Below are 24857 nucleotides of genomic sequence, written 5' to 3' on the forward strand. Positions count from 1 at the left end.
TACGGAAAAGGAACCATTACCTCTGCGAAACAGCAGGCGGCGGTTCCTTTTTGCTTTCAAGTCCCTCTTGTCCGCTTCCTTTTTCGGGAAAAGAGCCTTTTCATCATGACGACGGCTGCCAGGCCAAGGGGAATCCAGATCTGAAAAACCGGAAAGTCGTACATCAGGTTTCTCGTGAAGCCGATCCAGGTATGGTATATAAAATTGGGCGCGGCGAAAGAAATGGTATAAATAAACGCACCGACGATGATCGTTAATTTTTTGTGGCTTATTTTGATCAGGTAGGACAGGCCGATAACCGCCCCTAAGTAGAAAGCCGTCATTTTCACAAAAATGCCGATATATATCAGCAAAATAATGACCGGATCAAGCCGTTCGAGAAAATCAGCGATTTCGATCAAGCGGACCGATCTGAGCATGGGAAGAGTCGTGATGCTTAAGATTTGGGGGCTCAGAATCGTTAAATTCAGCAGGTTGAATATCAGCAGCAGGATCCCCACGAACAGGTATGAAAAGATCGATAGCTTGGACAGGTTTTTTTTGTTGTTCAAATGCTTCCAAAACGCAAGAAACACGACGACCTCACCGAACGGGAAGCTGATGACTTTCGGAATGGCTTCCCTGATCACAGGCATGATGCCATGCTCGAGCACTGGCTGAAGCCGCTCCAGGTGAATATTTTTAGAGACAATGAACATCAAGAAAATCAGGAAATAGCCGAAGATGGTGAAGGGGAGCAGAAATTCGACGACACGAAAAAATACTTCCGTTCCTTTGAATATCGCATAGGCGGAAAGCAGAATCATGATCAGCATCAGGAGGGACAGCGGCGTTTTGGGCAGAAAGGATATGTTGATAATATCCCCGAATTCCCTGGTATTCCTCATGGACTCATAGGAAAAATAGAAAATATAAGCGACGGTGACGATCGTGCCCAGAATACGTCCCAGGTGTTGGTTCAGGATTTCGAAGAGATTCCGGTCCTCGTTCCCCTTTTGGATGAACAGGTAAACCAGGAGCAGCAGCAGTCCAGCAAGCATGGCGACGATGACGACCAGCCAGGCGTCCTGCTTGGCTCCTACGCCCAATTCATATAATGGAGTCGTCCCGATCAGAAACAGGATCATCATCGCGATCAGCTCGTATTTGTCTATTTTTTGCAAGTAGTGGCACTCCTTCCGCTAGAATTTTTGGTCTTTGAGCAAGCTGGAGTACGGCTTGGTAATCATGTTCGTATGCTCAATGTTAATCTTTACCTGAACACGCAGGCTGATGTCTTCTATCGGGCGTTTTGATTTCATCAATTTTCTCCAAGTAGCGGGATCTTTGCGGTGTATGGCGTTCATGAAGCCGCCCAGATCAACGTTCATCCCCTGCAGATGGCTCCAGGTCGTCATGACATCATCGCCGATCTGTTTGCTAATCGTACGTTCTAATTCCCGGATAACGCTTGGCTGTTTCAGGTCCAGATTGCAGCCGGCTTCGTCGATCGCTCCGGTTGCCTGAATCTTGGCGAAAATGATCGATTTTCCATGAATGACCTTCGGTTCCAGCTTGGTCGACGATTTCATTACGCGATAGCTGATCAGCTGTTCTTTTTGGGCTTTTGTGCTGCACGGAAACACGACCATCATGCTGCTGACACGGTCGGAAAGCCACGCTACAGAACTGCTGTCTTTCTGACTGATCCATCCCACCAGCTTGTCCTTACGGAATATGCCCAGTTCTCCGAGCTTAATGACAGCCTCATTTCGCGTTTTTTTCAGCGCGTCGAGAGAAGACTGCTTGGTCAGATCTCCGGATACCTCGAGCTCGGGCGCCATGGCGCTTTCATCCGGGCTGGCTATCATTCTGGCGAAGTCGATAAGCCGCATATTTTGGACCATGGACAAATTTTTCTGGCTTAGGTCGATGATCCGCTGGATGGCATTGCCGGATATTTTCTCCAATGGGATCAGCACTTCCAGCAAATTCGAGGCTTTCCCCTTAGTTAAAAGGACGGACATGGTCTCTCTGCTCTCGAACGGACGAAGGAAAAAATCAAGGATTTCTCCGACTCCTTCTTGCCGGGCAACCTCTTCGCTAAGAATAAGGACGGAGTTGTGGGCGAAAAAAAGCTTCCTTGATGTTTCCAGGCTGGCATTCTGCATCGCCTCGGCAATTGAGCGCCCCTTGGTTGAGAAAATGGTCGTCGGAGACTGGCTTCCCGCACTGCCACCGCCTGTCTGGGTGGCAATCGATTGCGGGATGACGACCTGGAACGAAATCTCCCATTTCCCGTTGTTTCGGTCGATAGACGTCGCAGAAATGATGCTCAGCGTATTCAATTCTTGGCTGTCCCAGCATCCGCCCGTCAGCAGCGCGACCGACAGCAAGAGAAACATAAGGCCCAGTCTCCGGAGCATCTTTTCCACCTCTTCGTTTGATCTGGATGTTCACTGCTCTTGTTCTTGTTCATCTTTCGATGGCGATGGTTTTTGGATTGATTTTAGGCGTTTGATGTTTTTTTTGCTGATTAAAGTCGGTCGTTTGAGCATAGCCCACCAAGGGACACGGACCAATGCGTCCTTTTGATCGGAAGGAGAAAAGGGCGCCAGCGGAATCAAATACGGGATTCCGAAGGACCGCAGCCCCGCCAAATGGATGAGCATCGCCATTAATCCTGCAATGATCCCGAACAGCCCCAGCGTGGCCGCTAGCAGCATGAATCCGAAACGAAGCAGCCGGGCCGAATTGGATAGGCTGACCGACGGTGCGACGAAGCCGGCGATGGCGGTAAAAGCCACGATAATAACCATCGCTGCAGATACCAGCCCTGCCTGAACCGCCGCTTGTCCCAGCACGAGCGCGCCGACGATCGAAATCGCGGAGCCGATCGCCCTTGGCATTCGCACCCCGGCTTCCCGTAGAACCTCGAACGTGATTTCCATCGCCAACGCTTCGACAAATGCCGGAAACGGCACGCCTTCCCGCTGGGCCGCGAGACTGATAAGCAGGGTCGTCGGGAGCATCTGCTGATGAAATGTTGTGATCGCGATGTACATCGAAGGCAGGAGCATGGAAAAGACAAATGCAATGATCCGCATTAGCCGCAGAAACGTCGCGATATCGAATTTTTGGTAATAATCCTCGCTGGACTGAAACAGTTTGAATATCGTAATGGGAGCAATGAGCACAAACGGACTCCCGTCCACTAGAATGGCTACTTTCCCCTCTAAAATGGCCCCGGCAATCGCATCCGGACGCTCTGAATTCGTAAGGGTCGGAAAAGGCGTAAAGGTGGCGTCCTGGATAAATTCCTCGATATATCCGCTCTCCAGAACGCTGTCGATGTCAATCCGGTCGAGCCTCTTTAAAATCTCCTGCACCACGTCATCACTAGCGATACCATGGATGTACATGACGGCTACATCCGTTTGAGTTACGCGGCCGATCGTTCGGTCAACGATCCATAGATTCGGATTTTTGATTTTCCGGCGGATTAATGATGTATTGACCCGAAGGTTTTCCGTAAAGCCTTCCCTGGGTCCCCGGATGACGGTTTGGGACTGGGGTTCGTCTACACCGCGCTGTTCTCCCCCGGCAGAGGATGCTGATATTCCCTTGGCCGTACCATCTACCAAAATGACCGTATTGCCGGCAAGAATGGCGTCAAACAGGTTCTTCATGGTATCGATGTCCGTGACTTGGCCAATGGCTAAAAACCGGTGTTTGATCCAACCCAGAACCTGTTTTGGCGGATCCAGCGAACTATCAGCATCGGCCTGGATCTGCGTCAAAGATTTCAATATGGAATTATTGATAATCTGCTCATCGGCTAAACCGTCGGTGTAGATGACGGCGACATGGATAGGTTTTCCCAGAGCCTGGTCCAAACGGCGGATAATAATATCGGAACTGTCGCCCGTCATCTCCTTGATCATTTGGACGTTAACATCCAAGTATTTGGAAAGAATGATTTCAGGCATATTAAATTCCGAAGGCTGCTCGTTTTTCCCTTGCTGTTGACTGGAACCTTGTTTGGACTTGAAAAAAGGCCGCATGATCATCCTCACCTTGAAATTTATATTCTGCTTCATAATTGCCTTTTTCGGGGGAACTTAAACTAGCGGCTTGATAGCGGTGCGCCCCTGAGGTAACGTGCCGGAGAATGCAAAACAGACGGCATTTGGCCGTCTGCTGCGATTTCAAAACAAGCAATAAACTGAGGGAAAATCATTACCTTTCGGCGTCCACAATTTGCGGGTTGCTGCGCAGCGGGAACCAGCCGGGAATACTCATCATGAGGTTCCACAGCGGCTCGGGAATCGATAATTCCTGTAGGTCCAGAGGGGAGATGGTCGTTCGGATCTGCTGTTCACGGCCTTCCGATACCAACTGTACCCAATCCGGTTCCATAATAAGCTCTCGTCCCAGGGCGATGAGTGGTATGCCGGAGGACAGGGCTTCCAGCGCATCATCGGGCGTGTAAATGCTGCCGACGCCGATAACGGGGATGCGCGAACCGACCCGTTCCTGAATAATCGCCAGTCGTGACCGGCTATCCTGAATGCCTCTTCGCGGCGCGGACCGGAAGCTGGTCAAGGATACATGAAGGTAATCGAGCCCGGTGCCTGACAGTGCATCGACGAACGGCAGGGTCTCAGCCATCGTAATGCCCGGCGTCCCAGCCTCTTCAGGCGAAAAGCGGAAGCCGACCAGGAAAGGCTTTTCAGACTCTTTACGGACGGTTCGAAGAACCTCGCGAATAATGGCCAAGGCCAGAGTCATCCTTTTTTTCAAGCTTCCTCCGTATCGGTCCGTGCGGCGGTTCGTAAATGGAGAAAAAAATTGATGCAGCAAGTTCCCGTTCCCACCGTGAATTTCCACTCCGTCAAATCCGGCGTCAACCGCTCTTCGGGCTGCTTCCGCATAAGCATGAATGATGCCTTCAATTTCCTGCTCGGTGAGACTGCGCGGGACGGGGGCCCCTTCCCGGTCTTCCGGAATATTACCGGCGCTGACGTAATCGCCTGTCTTGGAGCCTTGTCTGCCTGTGTGGAAAATTTGCAGCACGGCCTTGGCTCCGTTCCCCTGAATGGTCGAGGCAAGCCGGCGGAGCCCGGGAATGAGGGCATCGTTGTCTGCGCCTGGCGCGCCAAGCATTCCTCCTTGCTGCGTTACATACGTTGCCGCCGTGATGACCATCGCAGCGCCTTGGGAACGCCGTTTGTAATAAAGAATTTCCTGCTCGGAGACGGAGCCGTCCGCATTGGAGCTCATATGGGTCATCGGAGACATGACGATCCGGTTTTTTATGGTAATATCGGCTGACGGAAAATGAAATGGATCAAAAAGGGGGGAATACGACTTTTTCATAAGGTTGACAACTCCTTCACAAAGAACCTTTTATTTAGCTTGTTATGATTATAAGAAGAGAAGCGAAATCCAGTAAGAACGCAAAGTCTTTGGATATAATCCAAGTATCTGGACCAGCTAACATAAAGTAAGTTGGTGGGCAGTGATGCTTAAAGAAATGATGCATTCATAGGCAGGAAGCTTGATTTATTATCTTGCATTGCATATAATGGATATTACAGATCCATAATAAATGCGCAGTTATGGTTCGCTGCTTGAAAAGGAGGAATCCAGCATGCAATTTTCAAAAAGTACTGCATACGGTTTACACGCCTTGATGCTGCTGGCAAAATCGGAACGGGGCCGCAACGTGGGCATAAAAGAACTGTCCTCATCCCTGGGCGCTTCCGAGAGCTATTTATCCAAAATTATGTCCAAGCTGCGGCAGGATGGGCTTGTTCGTGCGGTGACCGGCGTGAACGGCGGTTATGAGCTGGCCCGGGCCGCCAGTGAAATTACTTTTCTGGATGTGGTTCAGGTACTCGAAGGACGTCAGCATTTGTACGAATGCTTCCATGGGAGCGATCATCCGTTGCCCGCGCTGGAAGCAGCGGGGGACGAGCCGGAAACGCCGGAATTTGCTTTCGGCGAAGGATGCCCGGTCAAACAAGTGATGGATGCCGCGGAACAGCAGATGAACCGTTATCTCCAGCAGCATACGATCCAATTGGCTCTGAACCAGGCAGGCTCATGTGATGCCCATACGGCATGCAAGAAGTAATGGACTTCTTGCGCATTTATTATGGATAATAAAGATCTATAAAGGGAGGAAATAGAGGAATGTCAGAAGCAATGTTGGACGCAGTTATTATAGGAGGCGGACCATCCGGCATGAGTGCCGCGCTTGCGCTGGGCAGATCAAGACGCTCCGCGGTCGTTATTGACGAAGGCCGTCCGCGCAATCGGGTAACCCATGAGATGCATAATTTCCTGTCGCGGGACGGGATCGCTCCTGCGGAGTTCCGGCGGATCGCCAGAGAACAAATCAATGAGTACCCTGCGATCAAGTTTGTTCAAGGGATAGCAGAATCCGTGGAAGGAAGCGATGGCGACTTCCGGGTCCGCATGGCTGACGGAAAAGTTTTCCGAAGCAAGAAGCTGTTGTTTGCAACCGGCAAGCGGGATTTGCCTCTGGATATATCCGGGTTGGATAAGGTATACGGTAAAAGTGCGTTTGTCTGCCCGTATTGCGACGGCTGGGAACTGCAGGACCAGCAGCTCGTGATGATTGCCAAGGGCGAAGGGGCGATGCATCTATCCAAAGTGCTGATGGGTTGGTCTACGAATTTAACGTTATGTACGAACGGTCCGGATGAATTGAATGCAGAGCAGCGCGAAGAGCTGGAGCGTCACGGCATCACCGTTAAAGATTCTCCAATTCAAGCAATCGAATCCGAGGAAGGCATGGTGAAGCAGATCCTCCTGGAGAACGGCGAATCCGTCTCCTGCACGGGGATTTTCTTTGCGCCGAAGCTGACTGCTGCCACTGACCTCCCACAGTCGCTGGGCTGCGAAGTGTCGGAAACCGGAAGCGTAACGGCCGATCGGATCGGCAAAACCAATGTCCCCGGCGTATTCAGTGCCGGAGATGCCGCTTCAGAAATGTATCAAGCCGTTGCCGCGGCTTCCATGGGCGCGTTGGCAGGCATGGGAATCAACTCCGAACTGTTGGATGAGGCATGGAAATCGGTCCGCTGAATCGCAGCTGACTGATCCATTGTTTTACCAGGTTTGTGAAATCGGAATTTTTTTGTGAAAAAAGGTTTACGTCAGGCGTAACTTCCGATATTATAAGCGTAATGTAAGAACCGTTAATTTGAAATGCGATGAAGAGAAGAGTAGGTAAAGGAAGTCATTTCCCAGAGAGCTCCGTCCGCTGAAAAGGAGCATTGAGTCCTTTATTGAATAAAGCCTCTGAGCAGCACGCCGGAACCTGATTTTAATGAGAGGATGGTGTGCCAGGAGCTCCTGTTACAGAGCTAGAGTATATGCATCGGTTGATGGATGCCGTACTCGAAGAGGCTAAAATGGCGACATTTTAGCGAATCTGGGGTGGTACCACGAGTATGATATCTCGTCCCTAAGACGGCAGTCTTGGGGGTGGGATTTTTTATTTTTTCGTCATGATCCTGTAATTATCGCTGCTCACAGGCGGAAGGGCACACCAATTCAAACGGTTTGAATAGTGTCTATTAGACGGTTTAACGAGCCACGCCTCTCACCATAGCATTTGTTTAGCAGACAACATCACATACTCTACTTCGAAAGGATTGGAATCACTCATGTCAGAAAAACTTAAAGTCGGTATTGTCGGTGGAACCGGCATGGTTGGCCAACGTTTTGTGCAGCTCCTGGATCAGCATCCTTGGTTTCAGGTCACCGCGATTGCGGCAAGCAGCAGTTCCGCCGGTAAAACCTATGAAGAATCGGTACAGGGAAGATGGAAACTGGCTACGCCAATTCCGGAGGACGTCAAGCAAATTGTCGTTCAGGACGCTTCTAAGGTGGAAGAGGTTGCGTCGGGAGTTGACTTTGTTTTCTGCGCTGTGGATATGAATAAGGACGAAATCAAAGCGCTTGAAGAAGCTTACGCCAAAACGGGTACACCTGTCATTTCGAACAACTCCGCTCACCGGTGGACGCCTGACGTGCCTATGGTGATTCCCGAAATCAATCCAGGTCATATCGGCGTAATTGAAGCACAAAGACAGCGGCTCGGGACTAAAACCGGGTTTATCGCGGTCAAACCGAACTGCTCGATCCAGAGTTACGTGCCGCAGCTGAACGCGCTGCTTGATTTTAAACCGACTCAGGTGGTTGCCTCGACTTACCAGGCCATTTCCGGCGCAGGCAAAAACTTTACGGATTGGCCGGAAATGCTGGATAACGTCATTCCTTACATCGGCGGTGAGGAAGAGAAGAGCGAGCAGGAGCCGCTGCGCATTTGGGGCAGCATCGACAACGGGCAAATCATTAAGGCCTCCTCTCCGATCATCACGACCCAATGCATTCGCGTTCCTGTTACAGACGGGCATTTGGCGACCGTGTTCGTCTCTTTTGAGAAAAAGACGTCGAAGGAAGAAATTATTGAGCGCTGGCGTGCGTATCAAGGAAGACCGCAGGAATTAGGCCTTCCAAGTGCACCGAAGCAGTTCATTACGTATTTTGAGGAAGAAAACCGGCCGCAGACGAAGCTGGACCGCGATATTGAGCGCGGCATGGGCGTCTCGGCAGGCAGATTGCGCGAAGATTCCATTTATGACTTCAAATTTGTGGGCCTTTCGCATAATACGCTGCGCGGCGCTGCGGGCGGCGCGGTGCTGATTGCCGAATTGCTGAAGGAAGAAGGATATATTCAGGCCAAGTAACAAGCCCAAGGGATCGGATCAAGATATCCGGTCCTTTTTCTATTTGTTTTCACGATTTCGGACATATCTTCAAAATCCCTGACCGTATCTGTCAGTGATTATCGTCTATACTGATGGTAATGGCGATGAAATGAAGATCAGGTACGAATTTGTGATGAAGGAGAGGACGAGGATGGGAAAATACGCTATGTTCGGCAAACTGACGGCAAAGCCTGGGCGGCGTGATGAACTCGCAAGGATGATGCTGGAATCCAGCGGGACGCTGGAGGATATGGAAGGCTGCATCTATTATATTCTGCATGAAGCGGAAGACAATCCGGACGATCTTTGGATTACGGAACTATGGGAAAGCCAGGAAGCTCACGCAGCCTCGTTGAAGAACGAAAAGGTGCTGGAACTGATCGGACGCTGCAGACACCTCATTGCTGAAGCCGGCGGCATCAAGGTCCGGCCGATCGGAGGCAAAGGATTCTGATCCTTATACAAAACATGCATGACAGCAAACCGCGGATGCCGCGGTTTTTTTGTTGGAGACGATTCTAGGGGAAGGGATGCATAACACCGGATAACCCCGTACATAGTAAAAGCGAACTCTACTCAACATTTGGAGGCATTACACAAAATGAACGTTCAAAGAGCACAGGAAATCGCATCCTCGCCAGTTATGGCAAACGTATTGCTGGATGGTACGCCCATCTACATACAGCATGTCGACGAGCAGAGCGAAACCGCACGCATCTATCCGCTGGACAATCCGGAAGCAGAACGGGAAGTACCGCTGTATTCGTTAGAGGAGCAGGATCATTTTCTGGGATAAAAAAAGGAGAGAAGCTACGATGAAAGTGCATAAGCAAAATGAAAAAGAGGCCGATCGTCTGAACGATCATGACGTCACCGATGATGTGGTCCGGGAGGTGCCCGCGACGACCGACGCCAGTGAGGCCGTTGCGGCCATGACTTCGCATATCAATAAGTATGATGTTCCCGATGAGCTGGAGGAAAAATAACGCCAGGTTGTAAAGCGCACAGGTTCGCCTGTGCGCTTTGCTGTTGTCCCCATCGAAAGTAATTCACGCCTTAGGCAAGTATAGCAATCGGGAATAAATCCGGCTTTCGATTTTTTGATAGAATCAGCATGAGAACGAGTGCTTTAATCAGATTTCAATAAGGGGAGAGATGGACGATGATTCAATGGGGAGCCAAAAACATCGATGTCATCACATTGTTCGTGGAGGAACTTCCGGAGGCAAAATCATTTTATGAACGGGTATTCGGCCTTTCCTCCGTCTACGAGGACGACAACTCGGCAGTCTATAATTTCGGGAACATGAGCGTCAATCTGCTGAAAATAACCGAAGCGGACGAGCTTACGCATCCAGCTCCTGTTGCGGACCGCGGGGCAGGTGCGAGGTTTGTGTTCACGATCCGCGTTGACGATGTGGACGCATTGTGCACGGAGCTGATGTCATCCGGTGTTGGGCTGCTGAACGGTCCGATGGACCGTCCTTGGGGAATCCGCACGGCAAGCTTCCAGGATCCGGGCGGGCATATTTGGGAAATCGCTCAGGAGCTGCGTTGAATCCTTCGGTAATAGAACGCGGGGAGCTGAGGGAAATCGAAATGGCACACTACAAGGGGTACAAGCTGAGCTTCATGCGCTGAACCGATGGGTTCGGCGCATGTTTGTTTTTTTCATTGACTAACCGTTCACCCAATAATAAAATGATAGCATATCAGTTCAATTTTGGATGGAGGGATCACCGATGGATTTGTATTATGAGATTCATGGCAGTGGAAACCCCATTATTTTTATACACAGCGGAGGCACGGACAGCAGGCTGTGGTCGTTCCTGGCGCCGCTAGCCGCTAAAGATTACCAGGTCATAACTTTTGACGGCCGGGGTGCAGGCAAGTCTCCTTCCCCCAAGGAACCGGCGAATTACGTCGAGGACGTACGTGAGCTGATGGATGACCTTCAACTGGATACCGCCGTCCTCATCGGCCATTCGGGAGGCGGTCAAATCGCCACCGACTTCAGCCTGCAATATCCGAACCGAGTTTCGGGTCTGGTGCTCATCGGCCCATCATTGACGGGCTATAAGCCTTCACCTGAATTTGAGCGCTGGATGAGTGAAGTGAACGCGGCCGCTCCGGACGCGGACAAGATCATGGAGCTCGCGTTTAGCGCTCCGCTGTACCGCGTCGTGATGTCCAGTCCGCAGCGCAGTTTGATGGTTGACATGTTCAGGCATCACCTGGCCAAAACGGCCGAATGGGGGAGTTTCGAATCCGTTTGGCCTCTGCCTCCGGCCATCGGCCGATTGGAAGAGCTTCGGGTGAAAACGCTGTTTATGATCGGCGATAACGAGCTCCCGGATAATGAATGCGTCGCAGAGCTGTTCAGGAGCCTTCCGAATGTTCGTTATGTCCGAATTCCCGGGGCGGATCATATGATGCCTTTAACGCATCCTGAGGTGATGCACAGCCATATTTCCGAGTTTTTGGAGGAGAAACTTTAAATGCCGCGTACGCAGGAAGAGAATGAACGAATACGTCAGCAGGCTAAGGCGAAGATCAGGGAAGCAGCCATAGAGCTTTTCATGAGAAAGGGCTACCATGCTACCTCGATCGATGACGTCTCCAAATACGCCGGCGTGTCCAAAGGGCTTCTATACAACTATTACAAAGGGAAAGAAGAACTGCTCGGGGCCATGGTCGAAGCCAGGATCGGAGAATTGATACAGGTCATGGAGAAGGCGGAGGCATTGGACACGCCGGCAGAGCAGCTCAGACATATCGTCGAAGGGGCCATCGATAATGTGCAGCGTTCTCCCCAGGTGTTCCGCTTCTACCTGCATCTGCAGACTCAGCCGGAAGCCGATGAAACCATCGCCAAATACGGGAAGCTTCTGATTGAGGAAAGTGCCCGCCAGTTTCAAATCCAGTGCCGCATGTTCGAAAAACTGGGATCAGCCGACCCGGTGGCGAGGTCACTGTATTTTTCTTCTGCACTGCAAGGAATCATGCTCATGATCTCGACTTACCCGGATCAATTTCCGGTCGAGGCTATGAAGCGGCAAATCATCGATGATTTTTGCCAAACCTCGCGTCAGCCGTAAGGCGGCAATCGCCCGCCTATTATAAATTCAGAAGGACAGGGAGCAGCCGCTGATGCGGCTGTTTTTTGCTGTTCAAGGTCGTGTGTTAGGAGGCCGTTTAACCGTTAAAGTGTCTTGATATAGGCGGTAATTACGGATAAAAATGAATATAAATTGTTCATGAAAGCTTTTTTACCAGCAGACGTGTTTTTCTCTATCAATCTATTGACTTCCATGATTAATGACCATATAATCAACTAAAGTGACTCGTTGTGTAAGGAGATCTCACATGGTTATCATCGACGAAGTGTACCGCAATATCAGTTTTGATATGCCCGAACAAGAGTTGTTCACTTTACTTGAACGCGTTAAAGCAGCGAAAGAATTAGACGTAGAAGAGTTAAAGAACAAAATCGATAAATACGAGCAGAAACGCCGAGCGGAAGAGGCTTTGTATCAATCTTTGTCCCCGATCCGCCGCTTGTTTGCAGGGCGGCCCGCCAGCCATCATCAGGCCGTCGAATACATGGTCCATGTCAAAGAACGGTTCAAGAAGATCGACGCGATTAAGCGCAGTATTCGGGAACTGGATCAGGTGCTTGATAGGCTGCGATTACCGATAAGGGATTCGAACGAGGTATTTCTGTCTCCTGAACTGATCCGGGAAATCAGATTGCTTCAGGAAACGGAGGCTTCACAGGAATGAATCTAACGCTTGAATCTTTGGGAACGGGAATGGATACGGTATGGGTCGTTCTCAGCGCCGCTATGATTCTGCTGATGGAGGGCGGATTTGCCCTGCTTGAGGCAGGATTTGTTCGTTACAAAAACAGCGTCAACATCATTATGAAGGTATTCGCCGATATCACGATCGGCACCTTGGTTTTTTATGTATTCGGTTTCGCGCTCATGTACGGAAAGGACGCCGGAGGGATCATCGGGACGAGCGGATTTGTCCTTGGGGGAGATTTAACCCACCTTCAATTGCCGGTATCATTGGATACGTATTGGCTGTTCCAAGCGGCTTTCACCATCGCCGTCATATCGATCGTTTCGGGGGCTGTTGCCGAGCGGATCAATTTCAGGGCTTATTTGCTGTATATCGTCCTGATGACCGGCCTGATCTATCCGATCGGCGGTCACTGGGCCTGGGGAGGGGGATGGCTGACGAAGCTCGGCATGCAGGATTTTGCCGGCTCCGCTGTCATCCATGCTCTCGGCGGCTTCTCGGCGTTGGCAGCTGCGCGGATCGTGGGTCCCCGGAAAGGTAAATTCAATAAAGCGGGTGCCAGCACGATCGCCCTGCCCAGCAACCTGCCGCTCGCATCGGTAGGCGCTTTTCTTCTCTGGTTCGGCTGGTTTGGTTTCAATGCGGGCAGCACGCTCAGTGCAACCGACGTCCGCATCGGACATATCGCGCTGACAACGATGCTGTCTGCGGCATCCGGCGGAGCGGTCACACTAGTGTACACGCTGTTCCGATACCAGCGCTCCGACGCGCCATCTGTGATAAACGGCTCCCTGGCCGGGCTGGTCGGAATTACGGCCGGATGCGCTTTTGTCAGTGACAATGCCGCCATCCTAATCGGCGCAATCTCGGGACTGCTTATGATGGCAGCCACGAGCTGGCTGGAGGGACGCCGGATTGACGATCCCGTCGGCGCTTTCCCGGTCCACGCCGTCTCCGGTGCGTGGGGAACGATCGCCGTTGGGCTGTTCGCGACAGACGGAGGCCTCTTTTACAGCGGCAGCTGGCATTTGCTTGGCGTTCAGGCGCTTGGGCTGGTTGCGCTGGCCGCATGGGGATTTGTCCTTACCTGGGTCGGTCTCAAGCTGATTGGTTTCCTCGTTCCCGTTCGTTCCAGCGAGGAGGAAGAGGAGATCGGCCTCGACATCAGTTATCATGGCATGATGGCAGCGGACCGGTCCCATGAATTTATCGATCATGAAGTCCGCTATTTCATGAATGAAGAACATCGAAATCTGTAGCTGTTTGTATTGATCATAAAGGAACACCTCGAAGCACCTTCGACGTGTTCCTTTTGATTTTGCGGCATTTGCTTCGGGTCCGGGATTGGGGTCCAAGCAACGCACGGTCATAATGCAAGTTAGCAATCAATGAGAAACAAACGGTTTTCCGCTATGATACGCTGATCTGGAAGAGTTAACAATCCACAGGGAAAGGAAGTAGTCAAGATGGGCGTATTAAAACCGTTTATTTACTCGGAAGATGCAAGAAGTCAGGCGGATTTCTATATCCGATCGCTTGGCGGCAATCTGGAATCCGTTATCACCCATGGGGAGTCGATGGGAGTACAGAATGACCTGCAGGATAAAGTGATTCATATGTGCTTATCGGTAGCGGGAGGCAACTATATTTTTATGTCAGACTCGATGGAATCGAATCTTCAAGGCAACAATATGTCGCTGAATATCGACTACCCGTCGGCAGCGGAAGCCCGCGAGGCATTCTTGAAGCTTGCGGATGGTGGCCATGTTATTTATCCGTTTGAACAACAGCCGTTCGGATTGTACCTGGGCGAACTCACGGACCGGTTTGGTGTTCGTTGGATGATTACTGCGCCGTCCGTATCCGCGAAATCCTAAGCTCCCCACAATTCAATAGGGCACGCTCGGAGCCCCTGCTTGAACCGTAAGGTTTAAGCAGGGGTTATGTTGTTGTTCCGGTAAATTCTGGCCGATGGGGGCTTCTGTTATTTCAATGAGCGGAGCTCTCTATCGGGGCTGTCGTAGAGTTATGCCTGTAATGCGAAGGAGTCAGGCCGACAATCTGTTTGAACTTCCGGTGAAAATGGGGCATACTGTCAAACCCGCAGGCCGGGGCAATGCTGCTGATGCTGTCATCAGTGCGGAGCAGCAGCTCTTTGGCCCGGATCACCCGTTTGACGTTAATATAATCCGTGACGCTCATCCCGGTCAACTGCTTGAACACACGGCTGAAATGGGCGGAGCTTACGGAGGCGAGCCGGCTTAAAGAGCTCAGGCTGATCTGCTCGCAGTAATGCCCATCGATATACAGCAAAATTTGCCGCATCCAGTTCGGACCCACAAACGGGCTTCGGGAGGCGCTGCTCCCGGCACTTTGTTCCCGGTGGATCAGCAGCAATAGGTACTGAACATACAGCACGATCGAGTGGCGGTAGCCCGAGGGTTGACCCGTCAACTCGGACTGAATGGCTGACAGCTTGTCTTCGAGCTGTGTCTCCAGCGCGGCGGGGCATTCCAGCTTATAAGCATGGTTCGAACTGCAGCTGTCAAAGCACTGCAAGTAAGAAAAGGATTCTCCCAAAGAAGACTGCCGGACGAGATCAGGACTAAAAAACACGGCAGTAGACGTTACCGGGTCGTCTTTGTCCGGGAACGCCTGGTGGATCGTGCTGCCAGGGATGATGAACAGATCCCCGCGGCGCATTTCGTAAATCGTCCGGTCGATAAAAAAGGAACCTTGGCCTGAGTGGACGTACACCAGCTCATGCCAGTCGTGAAGGTGATGCGGCAGCTCCAGCTGCGCTGTCTTACGGTCGCGGTAATTCAAAGAGAAAGGGAATTCCGGCTGCGCGTCAAATTGTTTGCGGATGGGATTCATAGCTTTGCCCCTTAAGCTTATTGGGAATCATCAGCTGAACCTTCACCTTCCGTTAACGATTCATAGCAGGGAGAGGCGGTCAGCAAATGGGTCTTTGTCTAGAACATATCAAAATCGGATATGATTGTGCAAGATTTCGCTCTTTTAGAACCGATCCATAGTTGTTATATTGAGGAAAGAACATCGGTTCACAAGAGTTCACAAGAATGGAGGAGATTTAATGCGAGTAGACGCTCACCAGCATTACTGGAGCATCGCCCGGGACGACTACGGCTGGATTACGCCGTCCATTCCTGTCCTGTACCGGGATTATCAGCCGCCGGATCTGCTTCCGCATCTGGCAGAACATCATCTTGACGGTACGATCCTTGTGCAAGCCGCACCAACGTATGAAGAAACCGATTATATTCTTGAACTCGCGGCACACGATAATCGGGTTCTGGGGGTCGTCGGATATTTGGATCTTGCGGATAATGATCACAAGAATCATTTTGAGCGCTTCGCGCAGCATCCCAAATTCGTCGGCTTCCGCCTCATGATCCAGGATATGAGGGATGCGGGTGCGATCCTGGAACCTTCATACACAGCTTCGCTCAAACACTATGCGAGCCTTGGCGTACCGGTTGATCTGCTGGTCCGGTCCGATCAATTGGAAACGCTGATCCGCCTGATCGAGCAAATCCCGGATCTGCGTGCGGTGATCGACCATCTGGCGAAGCCGCGCATCGCTGCAGGGGAAATGGAGCCTTGGGCCGGATACATGAAGAGGCTGGCGTCCTACCCGAATCTGTACTGCAAGCTGTCCGGCATGGTGACTGAGGCGGATCATGCCGGCTGGAAGCCGGAACAGCTCACGCCTTATGTCCGTCATGTACTGAACTGTTTCGGTGCAGACCGGGTGATGTTCGGCAGCGACTGGCCGGTATGCCTGATGGCATCGAGCTACGACGGAGTCGTGGATGCACTTATGAAGACGCTTCCACCTGGTTGGGGAGCAGAAGAGAACCTGAAATTGTTCGGGGGCAACGCCGCTAAATTTTACCGGCTGGAGAACGTGACATGATGACAAATACCGCTGCGGGGACAATGACTGAAACGAAGGGTTGGGTGAAATCGAGATGAAATACCGGAAATTAGGGAAAACGGGCCTGGAAGTGTCTGCGCTCAGTTTTGGCGCCTCCTCGTTAGGCTCCGTATTCCGCGACACGGATGAGCAGGAGAGCCTGCGAACCGTCCACGAGGCGATTGACAGTGGGATCAATTACATTGACGTATCGCCTTATTACGGATTGACTAAGGCCGAGACGGTGCTCGGGAAGGCGCTTAAGGACATTCCGCGCGACCGGTACCTGCTGTCAACCAAGGCGGGACGCTACGGAGAGAATGAGTTCGATTTTTCCCATAACCGGATTCTGACGAGTCTGGATGAAAGCCTGAAGCGGCTGCACGTGAACGAAGTGGATATTCTGTTCCTCCATGATATCGAGTTCGTCCCGGCTCAAATCATCCTGGAAGAAGCTATACCTGCGCTTGAAAAGCTGAAACAGGCGGGTAAAATCCGGTTTGCCGGCATTTGCGGACTGCCGCTTGCGCTGTTTGAAACGCTGCTGCCGCAAATCGATATCGATGCGATCATTTCCTACTGCCATTACTCGCTGAATGATACCAGTCTGCTGGACTTGATGCCGCTTCTTGAGGAGAAGAATACGGGACTGGTCAATGCCTCTCCCATCTCCATGGGACTGCTGAGCACCCGGGGAACGCCGGACTGGCATCCAGCCGGTCCGGAAATCAAGGAAGCCTGCTTGAAGGCGGCACGGTTCTGCGCGGATCAAGGGGAGGATATCGCGAAGCTCGCGGTACAATTCTCCACTTCCAATGAGCGCATTCCTACCACGCTGGTCAGTACGGCTAATCCGCATAATATCCGCAGGAATGCTTCCTGGGTAGAGGAGCCGATGGATGAGCGCCTTTTAAGCGAAGTGCTTGCCATTTTAGAGCCTGTACACAATCGGACCTGGACCAGCGGAAGACCCGAATATAATGCGAAAATAGGGGGGGCGTGAGATGAAAGGCATCATATGTTCTGCCGTCGGTCGATTTGACATGGCCCTGAATCTGCCGGAGCCCGTGATGGAGCCGGGGCATGCGGTGGTCGAGATCAAACGGGTCGGGATTTGCGGAACCGATCTGCACGCATTCCGCGGCAACCAGCCCTTTTTTACTTATCCGAGAATCCTTGGCCATGAGCTGGCAGGTATTATTAAGGAAATGGGCCCTAACGGCGAAGGGCTTGAAGCCGGCGATCAGGTCAGCATCATCCCTTATTTGCACTGCGGGACATGCATTGCCTGCCGAAGCGGGAAGACCAACTGCTGTACGGATATGCAGGTCCTTGGCGTTCATACGGACGGAGGCATGCGTGAGCGGATTTCCGTCCCGGTGACCCACCTGATCCGGACGAATGGGCTGACGCTGGACCAGACCGCGGTCATTGAACCGCTGGCCATAGGTGCCCATGCTGTAAGAAGGTCGGGGCTTGCGGCCGGTGAGACGGCGCTCGTTATCGGGGGCGGGCCGATTGGGCTTGGAGTTATGGCCTTTGCAAAGGCCGGCGGTGCCCGGGTGCTCGCGATGGATGTGAATGACGAACGCTTGGCTTTCTGCGGGGAGTGGGTTCAGACGGATGCGCTGGTTAACGCATTACAGAACCCTGAAGAACAGATTGCGGCGGCCTGCGGCGGGGAACTGCCTTCGGTGGTGTTTGACGCTACGGGAAACGCACAGTCGATGACCGACGCGTTCCGCTATCCCGCCCATGGCGGAAGATTGGTCTACGTCGGACTGGTCAAGGCGGATATCCGGTTCCACGATCCGGAATTCCATAAGCGGGAGCTGACGCTGCTGGCCAGCCGCAACGCAACGCGCGAAGACTTCATGCACGTGCTGCATACGATCCGGTCCGGCGGGATCGACGTCGGTCCATATGTCACGCACCGGGCCGCATTTGACGATATGATCGAACAATTTAACCACTGGCTGGACCCGGGAACCAAGGTCATCAAAGCGATGGTCGAAATGTAAGTCCATATCAGGAATGAAGTCCTATCAAGAACGGCCGTCTACAAAGACGGTCGTTTTTCTCAACTTAGCGGTGCTTGGCAGGAACAAGCCGCAGGCGGCTGACTCATTCGAAATCCATGAAAGGTCAGGTGGTTCCATGAAACGGGTATGGCTGAACATTTCACCGGTATTTCGCAGATTTCTTATGTCTTATTTAATCGTCCTGATGATCCCGCTGATTGCGGGATATGTGTCTTACCGGACATCCATCGATGTAGCGGAGCAAAGTTCCCTGGAGACCAGCATCATGTCGCTGCAGCAGAGCAAGGATCTGATGGAGCGCAGGCTCGCAGAAGTACAGGGGTTCACCAAACAGCTCGCCATCAATCAGGATTTGGCCAGACTCATGATTGCGCGCGCGGACGAGCAGGATTACGACGTATACGGTTTGTGGAAAATGATGCGGGATATCTCCAATTACAGCCAGACCAACGACTTTCTTTCGAATTTCTACATCTACCTCCGCAACAGTCATCTGGTGCTTACGCCAAGTACGGTCTATTACCGGCCGGAGCTGTTTTACGAATCGAACCATTATGAAGGCATGCCCTTTAAGACTTGGAAGAAGAACTTTCTAGAGAAGAGCAACCTCAGCATGGTCGTTCCCCAGCACGATTACGTGACGAAGACGCACAAGCAAACGGTGGTTACCTTCGTGCAATCCCTGCCCCTAAACAGCTTCGATACCCCTCTCGCCTCCGTCGTGGTCCTGATCGATACGAAGAAAATGTCCGCATCTCTATCAGGGATAACAAATCAGTACGGAGGATGGGCATTCGTCAGGAACCATGAAGGAGAGACGGTTATGTCTGAGGGGATCACCGGCAGCGCCATATCCAAGATAACGAATATTCCTTCAGGCAAACCCGGCGACATCAGCCGCGCAGCGGATGATATGCTGCTCATATCCATTCGGGATGAATTGAGCGGCTGGGTCTACACGGCCGGCGTCCCGAAAGCCGCACTCATGATCAACGCGAACCGAATCAAGAATATCACCGGATTGCTCACCGCGATTTCTTTGATTGCCGGACTTGTCATCGGACTTTTACTGGCATACCGGAGCAGCGCTCCGATCAACAACCTGATGAATTCACTCAAAAAACAGCTCGGATTGGAACTAAGTACAGGCATTCAGGATTACGATTTTATCGCGGGGAACATCTCAAGCCTGATTGCGAGCAACAGGCAGCTGGAGCAAGAGCTCCGCAGCCAAGTGCCCTTGATCCGCGACGCGTTCATCAAGCGGCTGTTGGTCGGTGAATTTTACAACGGTGAAGAACTGGCCGCCGCTTCAGCACAAGCAGGGGTCACCATTAAGGGGGATGCAGGTTACGCCGGCTTGGCTAAAATGAACACCTTCGGCGGATCAGACAGCCGCGAATCGCTCGCGGAATCCAGTGTGGCCCGTTTCATCGTGCGCCAGTCCCTCGTGGAGGCCGATCCGGATATGCTGGTTACGGATTGGGGGCAGGACAAGCTGGCCTTTCTGCTGCTGCGCACAAGCAAGCTGGCCCCGGATGAGGCCTTGGTCATGCAAAAGCTGCAGGATCTGGCTGGGACGCTGTTCAGCCATTATCACATGCCCGTCCAGTTCGGAATGGGGAGGCCATTTGAGTCGCTGGCGGACATCGGGCGATCGTTCGGCGAAGCTGCGGAGGCTTTGGACTATGCGGCATTCACCGACGAGGGAGGCGTCATTCGGTATGAGGATTCGAGCCGGGATGCGTCGCTATTCTACTATCCGATCGAGACGGAAACGCGGCTGCTGAACACGATCAAATCGGGGGATGGCAGGGAAGCGATGCGGATCCTCGAGCACATTGCGAAGCGGAATTTTACGGAGAGGGAGCTGTCCCGTGAAATGACGGAGCAGCTGATCGGCGAACTCAAGGGAACGATGCTCAAACTGCTGGATCAAAAGGCGGGAGATGATCACGAGTTCACAGATAACCTCCAGTACCGCATAGCTCAAATCCAGCCGTTTGAAGGGATTGACAGGCTTCTCGGGCAAATGGGCGAACTCATCGACCTCTATTGTTCGATGATCGAGGAGAAAAAGAACGCCCTGCATCACCAGACGGTACGGCAGGTGAAGGACTATCTTGAGTCTGCGTACGGGGATGCGGACTTAACGCTGTACCACATCGCCAAGCAGGTTGGAAGGCCGGAAAAGTATGTCTCTACGGTATTCAAGGAAAGCGAGGGGGAGCATTGGTTCGATTACCTGGAACGGCTGCGCATCGATAAAGCGTCCGAGCTGCTGCTGAACCGGGCATTAAAAATCGACGATATTGCCGAAAGGGTCGGCTATAACAGCGCTCATTCGTTCCGGCGGGCGTTTAAGCGGGTCCGGGGGATCTCTCCCAGCATGTTCAGGGAAGCGTCTGAATTAGGGGACGCTCGTTGATTCAGCGCCGGTAGAATGCGCTTTCATCGCAAAATGTACGCTTGATCTCAGATTGTACGGTCGGGTTGTGGATGCATTCGCCGCAATTGTACCTTTACGGTCGTGATGCGGGATTTTACCATGAATTCTGTAAGCGCTACCATTATAAACGGCTCCGGAGTCGTAACGTGAAGGGGGAATGTGCTTGTGAAGGCTGTATCGGTTCAGCCGCAGACGGGGACCCGGGAGAGGAGCACTTCCAAAAATTATTGGAAGGAAGCCAAGAAAAGTCTGAGGAAGCACTGGCAGCTGTATTTACTGGTGATACCGCCGGTCCTGTTCTTTATTCTTTTCAAATACCTCCCGATGGCGAACGCGGTGCTGGCATTCAAGAATTACCAGGTGACCAAGGGGATATGGGGAAGCCCCTGGGTGGGGACGAAGTACTTCGACATGCTGTTTAACAATCCGCAATTCTGGACGCTGATCAAGAACACGTTGTTTCTGTCCCTGTATCAGCTGGCAGCCACATTTCCGATCCCGATCATTCTGGCACTGCTGCTCAATGAGGTGCGAAGCCTCCGTTTCAAAAAAGCGGTTCAGCTGATTACGTATGCGCCGTTTTTTATCTCGACCGTCGTTATGGTTTCCATTATTATGATCTTCCTTGCCCCGCGGCTCGGACTGCTGAACGTGATTCTAAATGCGATGGGCATGGAATCCACGAACTTTCTCGGCGACCCGACCAAGTTCAGATCCGTTTACGTATGGGCGGAAGTGTGGCAAACCACCGGATACTCCTGCGTCATTTATTTGGCGGCATTGGCTGGCGTGGACCCGTCGCTCTACGAAGCGGCAAAAGTGGACGGGGCTTCCAGGCTGCAAAAAATCATCAATGTGGACATTCCCGGGATCCTGCCGGCCGCCGTCATCATCCTGATCTTAAGCGTAGGCAATATCATGTCGCTGGGCTTTGAGAAAGTATATCTGCTGCAGAACCCGTTAAACCTGCAATCTTCAGAGATCATCTCCACGTATGTCTACAAAATCGGTTTGCTGAACGCCAATTACAGCTTTGCCACAGCCGTGGGCTTGTTCAATTCGGTGATCAACCTGATTCTGCTCGTGGCGGTCAATGCCGTCTCGCGGCGGATATCCGAGAACAGTCTGTGGTAATTCACATGAACAAGGAGGGGAGGCTATGGCTGCTGTACAGACGACCGCTTCCATACCGACAAGGGGGAAAATTCGCGATTCGGCGGGTGACCGTATTTTCCTTGGTATCACATATATCCTGTTGAGTTTGATCCTCGTTGCCGTACTTTACCCGCTTATTTATATCGTCAGCTCATCGATCAGCAGCCCGCAGGCGGTTGCATCCGGCAAAGTCTGGCTGTGGCCGGTCGATATCTCTTTTGCCGGATATAAAACGGTCTTCAGCAATGACCAGATTCTGGTCGGCTACGGAAACTCGCTGTTCTATACCTGCTGCGGGACCTTGATCAGCGTCATTCTAACGGTGGCGATCGCCTATCCGTTATCGAAAAAGACGTTTTTTGGACGCAATGTGCTCATGATGTTTATCACGTTTACCTTTCTGTTTTCCGGCGGCTTGATTCCGACATATCTTGTCGTCAAGGGCCTGCACCTGATCGATACAAGGTGGGCGCTGCTCCTGCCAAATGCGATCTTCGTATTTCAGGTCATTATTGCCCGCACCTTTTTTAAATCGTCTATTCCGGAGGAGCTGAACGATGCCGCCGAAATCGACGGCTGCAGCGATATCCGGTTCCTGCTCAGCGTCGTCATTCCGCTGTCCAAGCCGATCCTGGCCGTGTTGACGCTGGTGTATGCGGTTGCGCAGTGGAACGCCTTTTTCGACGCGTTGATCTATCTCAAGTCGCAGCACTTGTATCCGCTTCAGTTAACGCTGCGCAGCATTCTGATTCAAAATTTCTCAGGCGGTAATATGGACGCGAGCGAGCAGGTCAAGCGGCAGGAGCTTGCCTATTTGATGAAATATTCCCTCATCGTGGTCGCAAGCCTGCCTGTGCTGATCCTGTATCCCTTTATTCAGCGGTATTTCGTACAAGGGATGCTGATCGGTTCGATCAAGGGTTAAAAGCGTTATAATTGACGATTTCGTTAGGGGAGCTTTTCAATTTTTAATGGAAAAGGGGAGTGTAATGTTCATGAAGAAACGTGTTTACCGGGGCTGGTTCAGCTTAATTGCGCTGGTGCTTGTCCTTGCAGGCTGTTCCGGTGGGGCATCACCGAATGATTCGGGAGCGGAGGGCGGATCTGCGGGTACAGGCGGGGAAACCGGAACTGTTCCGATCAGCGTGTTCGTCAATACCGACGGCAACATCGACTATAAAACAAACCAGTTCACCAAAGTGCTGGAGGAAAAAGCAAACGTCAAGCTGCAGTTTACCGAGGTACCTTATGACGGCGCAGCGGAGAAACGCCAAATTTCCCTCGCCAGCGGCGACTACCCGGATTTATACATGCTGATCCCGTGGGTCGACAAGTTCTCCCAATCGGATCTGGTGAAGTTCGGGCAGCAGGGCGTGATCCTTCCCCTGAACGATCTAATCGATCAATATGCGCCCAATATCAAGAAGGCGCTGGACGATCACCCGGATTACAAAGCGATGTCCATCGCGCCGGACGGCAACATCTACGGGCTGACTATGCTGAACGAATGTTTTCACTGCTCTTACCCCAACAAAATGTGGGTCAACACCAGCTGGCTGAAGAAGCTCAATTTGGAGGTCCCTAAAACGACGGAAGACTTCAAGAAGATGCTGGAAGCCTTCAAGACCACGGATCCGAACGGCAACGGCAAAGCCGACGAGGTCCCTCTGAGCGGCTCCATCGAAAATTTTGGCGTGCACATCCTTCCTTTTCTAATGAACGGCTTTATCTATGATGACGATAAATACTATCTGACGGTGAATGGAGATCAGGTGGACATCGCGGCCAACAAGCCGGAGTGGAAGGAAGGACTTGCCTATGCCAATTCGTTGTATGCCGAAGGCTTGATTGACCCGGGTGCATTCACGCAGAACGCCGACGCGTTCAAGCTGATCGGCAACAATACCGCAACCGAACTGCTCGGTGCGGGAGCATCGATGCATCCGGCCATTTTCACAGATACCGGGGAGGGCAACAAGTACAGCTCACACTACGACGCCATTCCTCCACTTCAGGGGCCTCATGCCGCATACGCCACGTTCAATTACCCGGTCGAGCCGGGAGCTACTTTCGTCCTGACCAATAAGGCAAGCAAAGAAGTACAAATCGCCGCCATCAAAATGCTGGATTACATTTATACCGAAGAGGGACAGCTGCTGGGCAACTATGGCGAGGAGGGCAAGGACTGGGCGAAGCCAAAAGACGGAGACGTGCCATTGAACGAAAAGGCGAGACCGATCTTCAAGACACTGGAACAGCCGGCGGGCTCCGAGCCGCGAAACAGTGCGTGGGGAGCAACCGCCCAATACGATCATACCCGGGAGTTCCGCGATGGATGGATTCAGGAAACCGATATTTATAAAAATTCGGGTTATGAGCGCAGATTGCAGGAAGCGACCTACCTGTACGAGAATAAACAACCTAAGGAGGTCTATCCCAATTGGTCGGTCTGGATCGATCCAGCGGCTGCCGACGAGCAAAGCATGCTTCAGCAAAATATCAAGGACTACGTAGATCAAAATGCCCTGCAGTTTGTCACCGGCGCCAAGAACCTGGACAAAGACTGGGATGCCTACGTCAAAGGGTTGGACGCATTAAATCTGAAGCGGTATTTGGAAATCATGCAGCAGGCATATGACACGACCAAAAAAGCAGAATAATACGAACCTTTTTATGGA

The 24857-nt window shown here is 52.0% G+C and carries 24 protein-coding genes and 1 other annotated feature; of the genes, 19 read left to right on the forward strand and 5 right to left on the reverse strand.

The window, feature by feature from the left end:
- Positions 1 to 56: 56 nt before the first annotated feature.
- The 4 genes from FHS19_RS06320 to FHS19_RS06335 form a co-directional block, all read right to left on the reverse strand.
- Complete coding sequence (locus tag FHS19_RS06320) at positions 57 to 1163, reverse strand: GerAB/ArcD/ProY family transporter (RefSeq protein WP_183580182.1); 1107 nt, start codon at positions 1161 to 1163, stop codon at positions 57 to 59.
- 18 nt (positions 1164 to 1181) lie between these two features.
- A complete protein-coding gene (locus FHS19_RS06325; RefSeq protein WP_183580184.1) occupies positions 1182 to 2405 on the reverse strand; it encodes a Ger(x)C family spore germination protein in 1224 nt (407 codons plus the stop codon).
- A 30-nt stretch (positions 2406 to 2435) separates the two neighbouring features.
- A complete protein-coding gene (locus FHS19_RS06330; RefSeq protein ID WP_183580188.1) occupies positions 2436 to 4043 on the reverse strand; it encodes a spore germination protein in 1608 nt (535 codons plus the stop codon).
- A gap of 175 nt (positions 4044 to 4218) precedes the next feature.
- A complete protein-coding gene (locus tag FHS19_RS06335; protein ID WP_183580191.1) occupies positions 4219 to 5358 on the reverse strand; it encodes an NADH-dependent flavin oxidoreductase in 1140 nt (379 codons plus the stop codon).
- A gap of 274 nt (positions 5359 to 5632) precedes the next feature.
- Here FHS19_RS06335 and FHS19_RS06340 point away from each other — a divergent pair, with 274 nt between their 5' ends.
- The 12 genes from FHS19_RS06340 (at position 5633) to FHS19_RS06395 (ending at position 14470) form a co-directional block, all read left to right on the forward strand.
- Complete coding sequence (locus tag FHS19_RS06340; protein ID WP_183580194.1) at positions 5633 to 6118, forward strand: RrF2 family transcriptional regulator; 486 nt, start codon at positions 5633 to 5635, stop codon at positions 6116 to 6118.
- Between the two features lie 59 nt (positions 6119 to 6177).
- Positions 6178 to 7095, forward strand: a complete 918-nt coding sequence (locus FHS19_RS06345; RefSeq protein ID WP_183580198.1) for an NAD(P)/FAD-dependent oxidoreductase — start codon at positions 6178 to 6180, stop codon at positions 7093 to 7095.
- A gap of 119 nt (positions 7096 to 7214) precedes the next feature.
- Positions 7215 to 7482: a binding site (T-box leader), on the forward strand.
- A gap of 197 nt (positions 7483 to 7679) precedes the next feature.
- Positions 7680 to 8765: an aspartate-semialdehyde dehydrogenase gene (gene asd, locus FHS19_RS06350; protein ID WP_183580201.1), complete on the forward strand. Its 1086-nt coding sequence runs from the start codon at positions 7680 to 7682 to the stop codon at positions 8763 to 8765.
- A gap of 172 nt (positions 8766 to 8937) precedes the next feature.
- Positions 8938 to 9240 (forward strand): putative quinol monooxygenase, encoded by a 303-nt coding sequence (locus tag FHS19_RS06355; protein WP_183580205.1) that lies wholly within the window; start codon positions 8938 to 8940, stop codon positions 9238 to 9240.
- A 147-nt stretch (positions 9241 to 9387) separates the two neighbouring features.
- A complete protein-coding gene (locus FHS19_RS06360; RefSeq protein WP_183580208.1) occupies positions 9388 to 9582 on the forward strand; it encodes a small acid-soluble spore protein H in 195 nt (64 codons plus the stop codon).
- 19 nt (positions 9583 to 9601) lie between these two features.
- The gene (locus tag FHS19_RS06365) at positions 9602 to 9772 is read left to right on the forward strand and encodes a hypothetical protein (protein ID WP_183580212.1); all 171 of its coding nucleotides are present in this window, start codon (positions 9602 to 9604) and stop codon (positions 9770 to 9772) included.
- Positions 9773 to 9948: 176 nt separating this feature from the next.
- Entirely contained in the window at positions 9949 to 10344 is a 396-nt protein-coding gene (locus tag FHS19_RS06370; protein ID WP_183580216.1) for a VOC family protein, read from the forward strand.
- A gap of 184 nt (positions 10345 to 10528) precedes the next feature.
- Positions 10529 to 11284: an alpha/beta fold hydrolase gene (locus tag FHS19_RS06375; RefSeq protein ID WP_183580219.1), complete on the forward strand. Its 756-nt coding sequence runs from the start codon at positions 10529 to 10531 to the stop codon at positions 11282 to 11284.
- Positions 11285 to 11884, forward strand: coding sequence for a TetR/AcrR family transcriptional regulator (locus tag FHS19_RS06380; protein WP_183580222.1), 600 nt, complete (start codon positions 11285 to 11287; stop codon positions 11882 to 11884).
- 268 nt (positions 11885 to 12152) lie between these two features.
- Positions 12153 to 12569, forward strand: a complete 417-nt coding sequence (locus tag FHS19_RS06385; protein ID WP_183580225.1) for a hypothetical protein — start codon at positions 12153 to 12155, stop codon at positions 12567 to 12569.
- Entirely contained in the window at positions 12566 to 13852 is a 1287-nt protein-coding gene (locus FHS19_RS06390; protein WP_183580228.1) for an ammonium transporter, read from the forward strand. Before FHS19_RS06385 ends, FHS19_RS06390 begins: the two co-directional genes overlap by 4 nt.
- A 207-nt stretch (positions 13853 to 14059) precedes the next feature.
- Complete coding sequence (locus FHS19_RS06395; protein ID WP_183580231.1) at positions 14060 to 14470, forward strand: VOC family protein; 411 nt, start codon at positions 14060 to 14062, stop codon at positions 14468 to 14470.
- Between the two features lie 112 nt (positions 14471 to 14582).
- Here FHS19_RS06395 and FHS19_RS06400 read toward each other — a convergent pair whose 3' ends face one another.
- Positions 14583 to 15470, reverse strand: coding sequence for an AraC family transcriptional regulator (locus tag FHS19_RS06400; protein WP_183580234.1), 888 nt, complete (start codon positions 15468 to 15470; stop codon positions 14583 to 14585).
- A 220-nt stretch (positions 15471 to 15690) separates the two neighbouring features.
- On the opposite strand from FHS19_RS06400, the gene FHS19_RS06405 reads away from it, so the two are divergent.
- The 7 genes from FHS19_RS06405 to FHS19_RS06435 all read left to right on the forward strand — a co-directional run bounded on the left by FHS19_RS06405 (position 15691) and on the right by FHS19_RS06435 (position 24839).
- Positions 15691 to 16533, forward strand: coding sequence for an amidohydrolase family protein (locus tag FHS19_RS06405; RefSeq protein WP_183580236.1), 843 nt, complete (start codon positions 15691 to 15693; stop codon positions 16531 to 16533).
- Positions 16534 to 16588: 55 nt separating this feature from the next.
- On the forward strand, positions 16589 to 17536 hold the full coding sequence (locus FHS19_RS06410) for an aldo/keto reductase (protein ID WP_183580239.1): 948 nt from the start codon (positions 16589 to 16591) through the stop codon (positions 17534 to 17536).
- A gap of 1 nt (position 17537) precedes the next feature.
- Positions 17538 to 18554, forward strand: a complete 1017-nt coding sequence (locus tag FHS19_RS06415; protein ID WP_183580242.1) for a zinc-binding alcohol dehydrogenase family protein — start codon at positions 17538 to 17540, stop codon at positions 18552 to 18554.
- A 136-nt stretch (positions 18555 to 18690) separates the two neighbouring features.
- Entirely contained in the window at positions 18691 to 21003 is a 2313-nt protein-coding gene (locus FHS19_RS06420; protein WP_183580245.1) for a helix-turn-helix domain-containing protein, read from the forward strand.
- Positions 21004 to 21303: 300 nt separating this feature from the next.
- Entirely contained in the window at positions 21304 to 22158 is an 855-nt protein-coding gene (locus tag FHS19_RS06425) for an ABC transporter permease (protein ID WP_183581478.1), read from the forward strand.
- 25 nt (positions 22159 to 22183) lie between these two features.
- Positions 22184 to 23104 (forward strand): carbohydrate ABC transporter permease, encoded by a 921-nt coding sequence (locus FHS19_RS06430; protein ID WP_183580248.1) that lies wholly within the window; start codon positions 22184 to 22186, stop codon positions 23102 to 23104.
- Positions 23105 to 23174: 70 nt separating this feature from the next.
- Positions 23175 to 24839, forward strand: a complete 1665-nt coding sequence (locus FHS19_RS06435) for an ABC transporter substrate-binding protein (protein WP_183580251.1) — start codon at positions 23175 to 23177, stop codon at positions 24837 to 24839.
- Positions 24840 to 24857 lie beyond the last annotated feature (18 nt).

This window comes from Paenibacillus rhizosphaerae, assembly GCF_014192015.1.
Lineage (GTDB): Bacteria > Bacillota > Bacilli > Paenibacillales > Paenibacillaceae > Paenibacillus_AQ > Paenibacillus_AQ rhizosphaerae.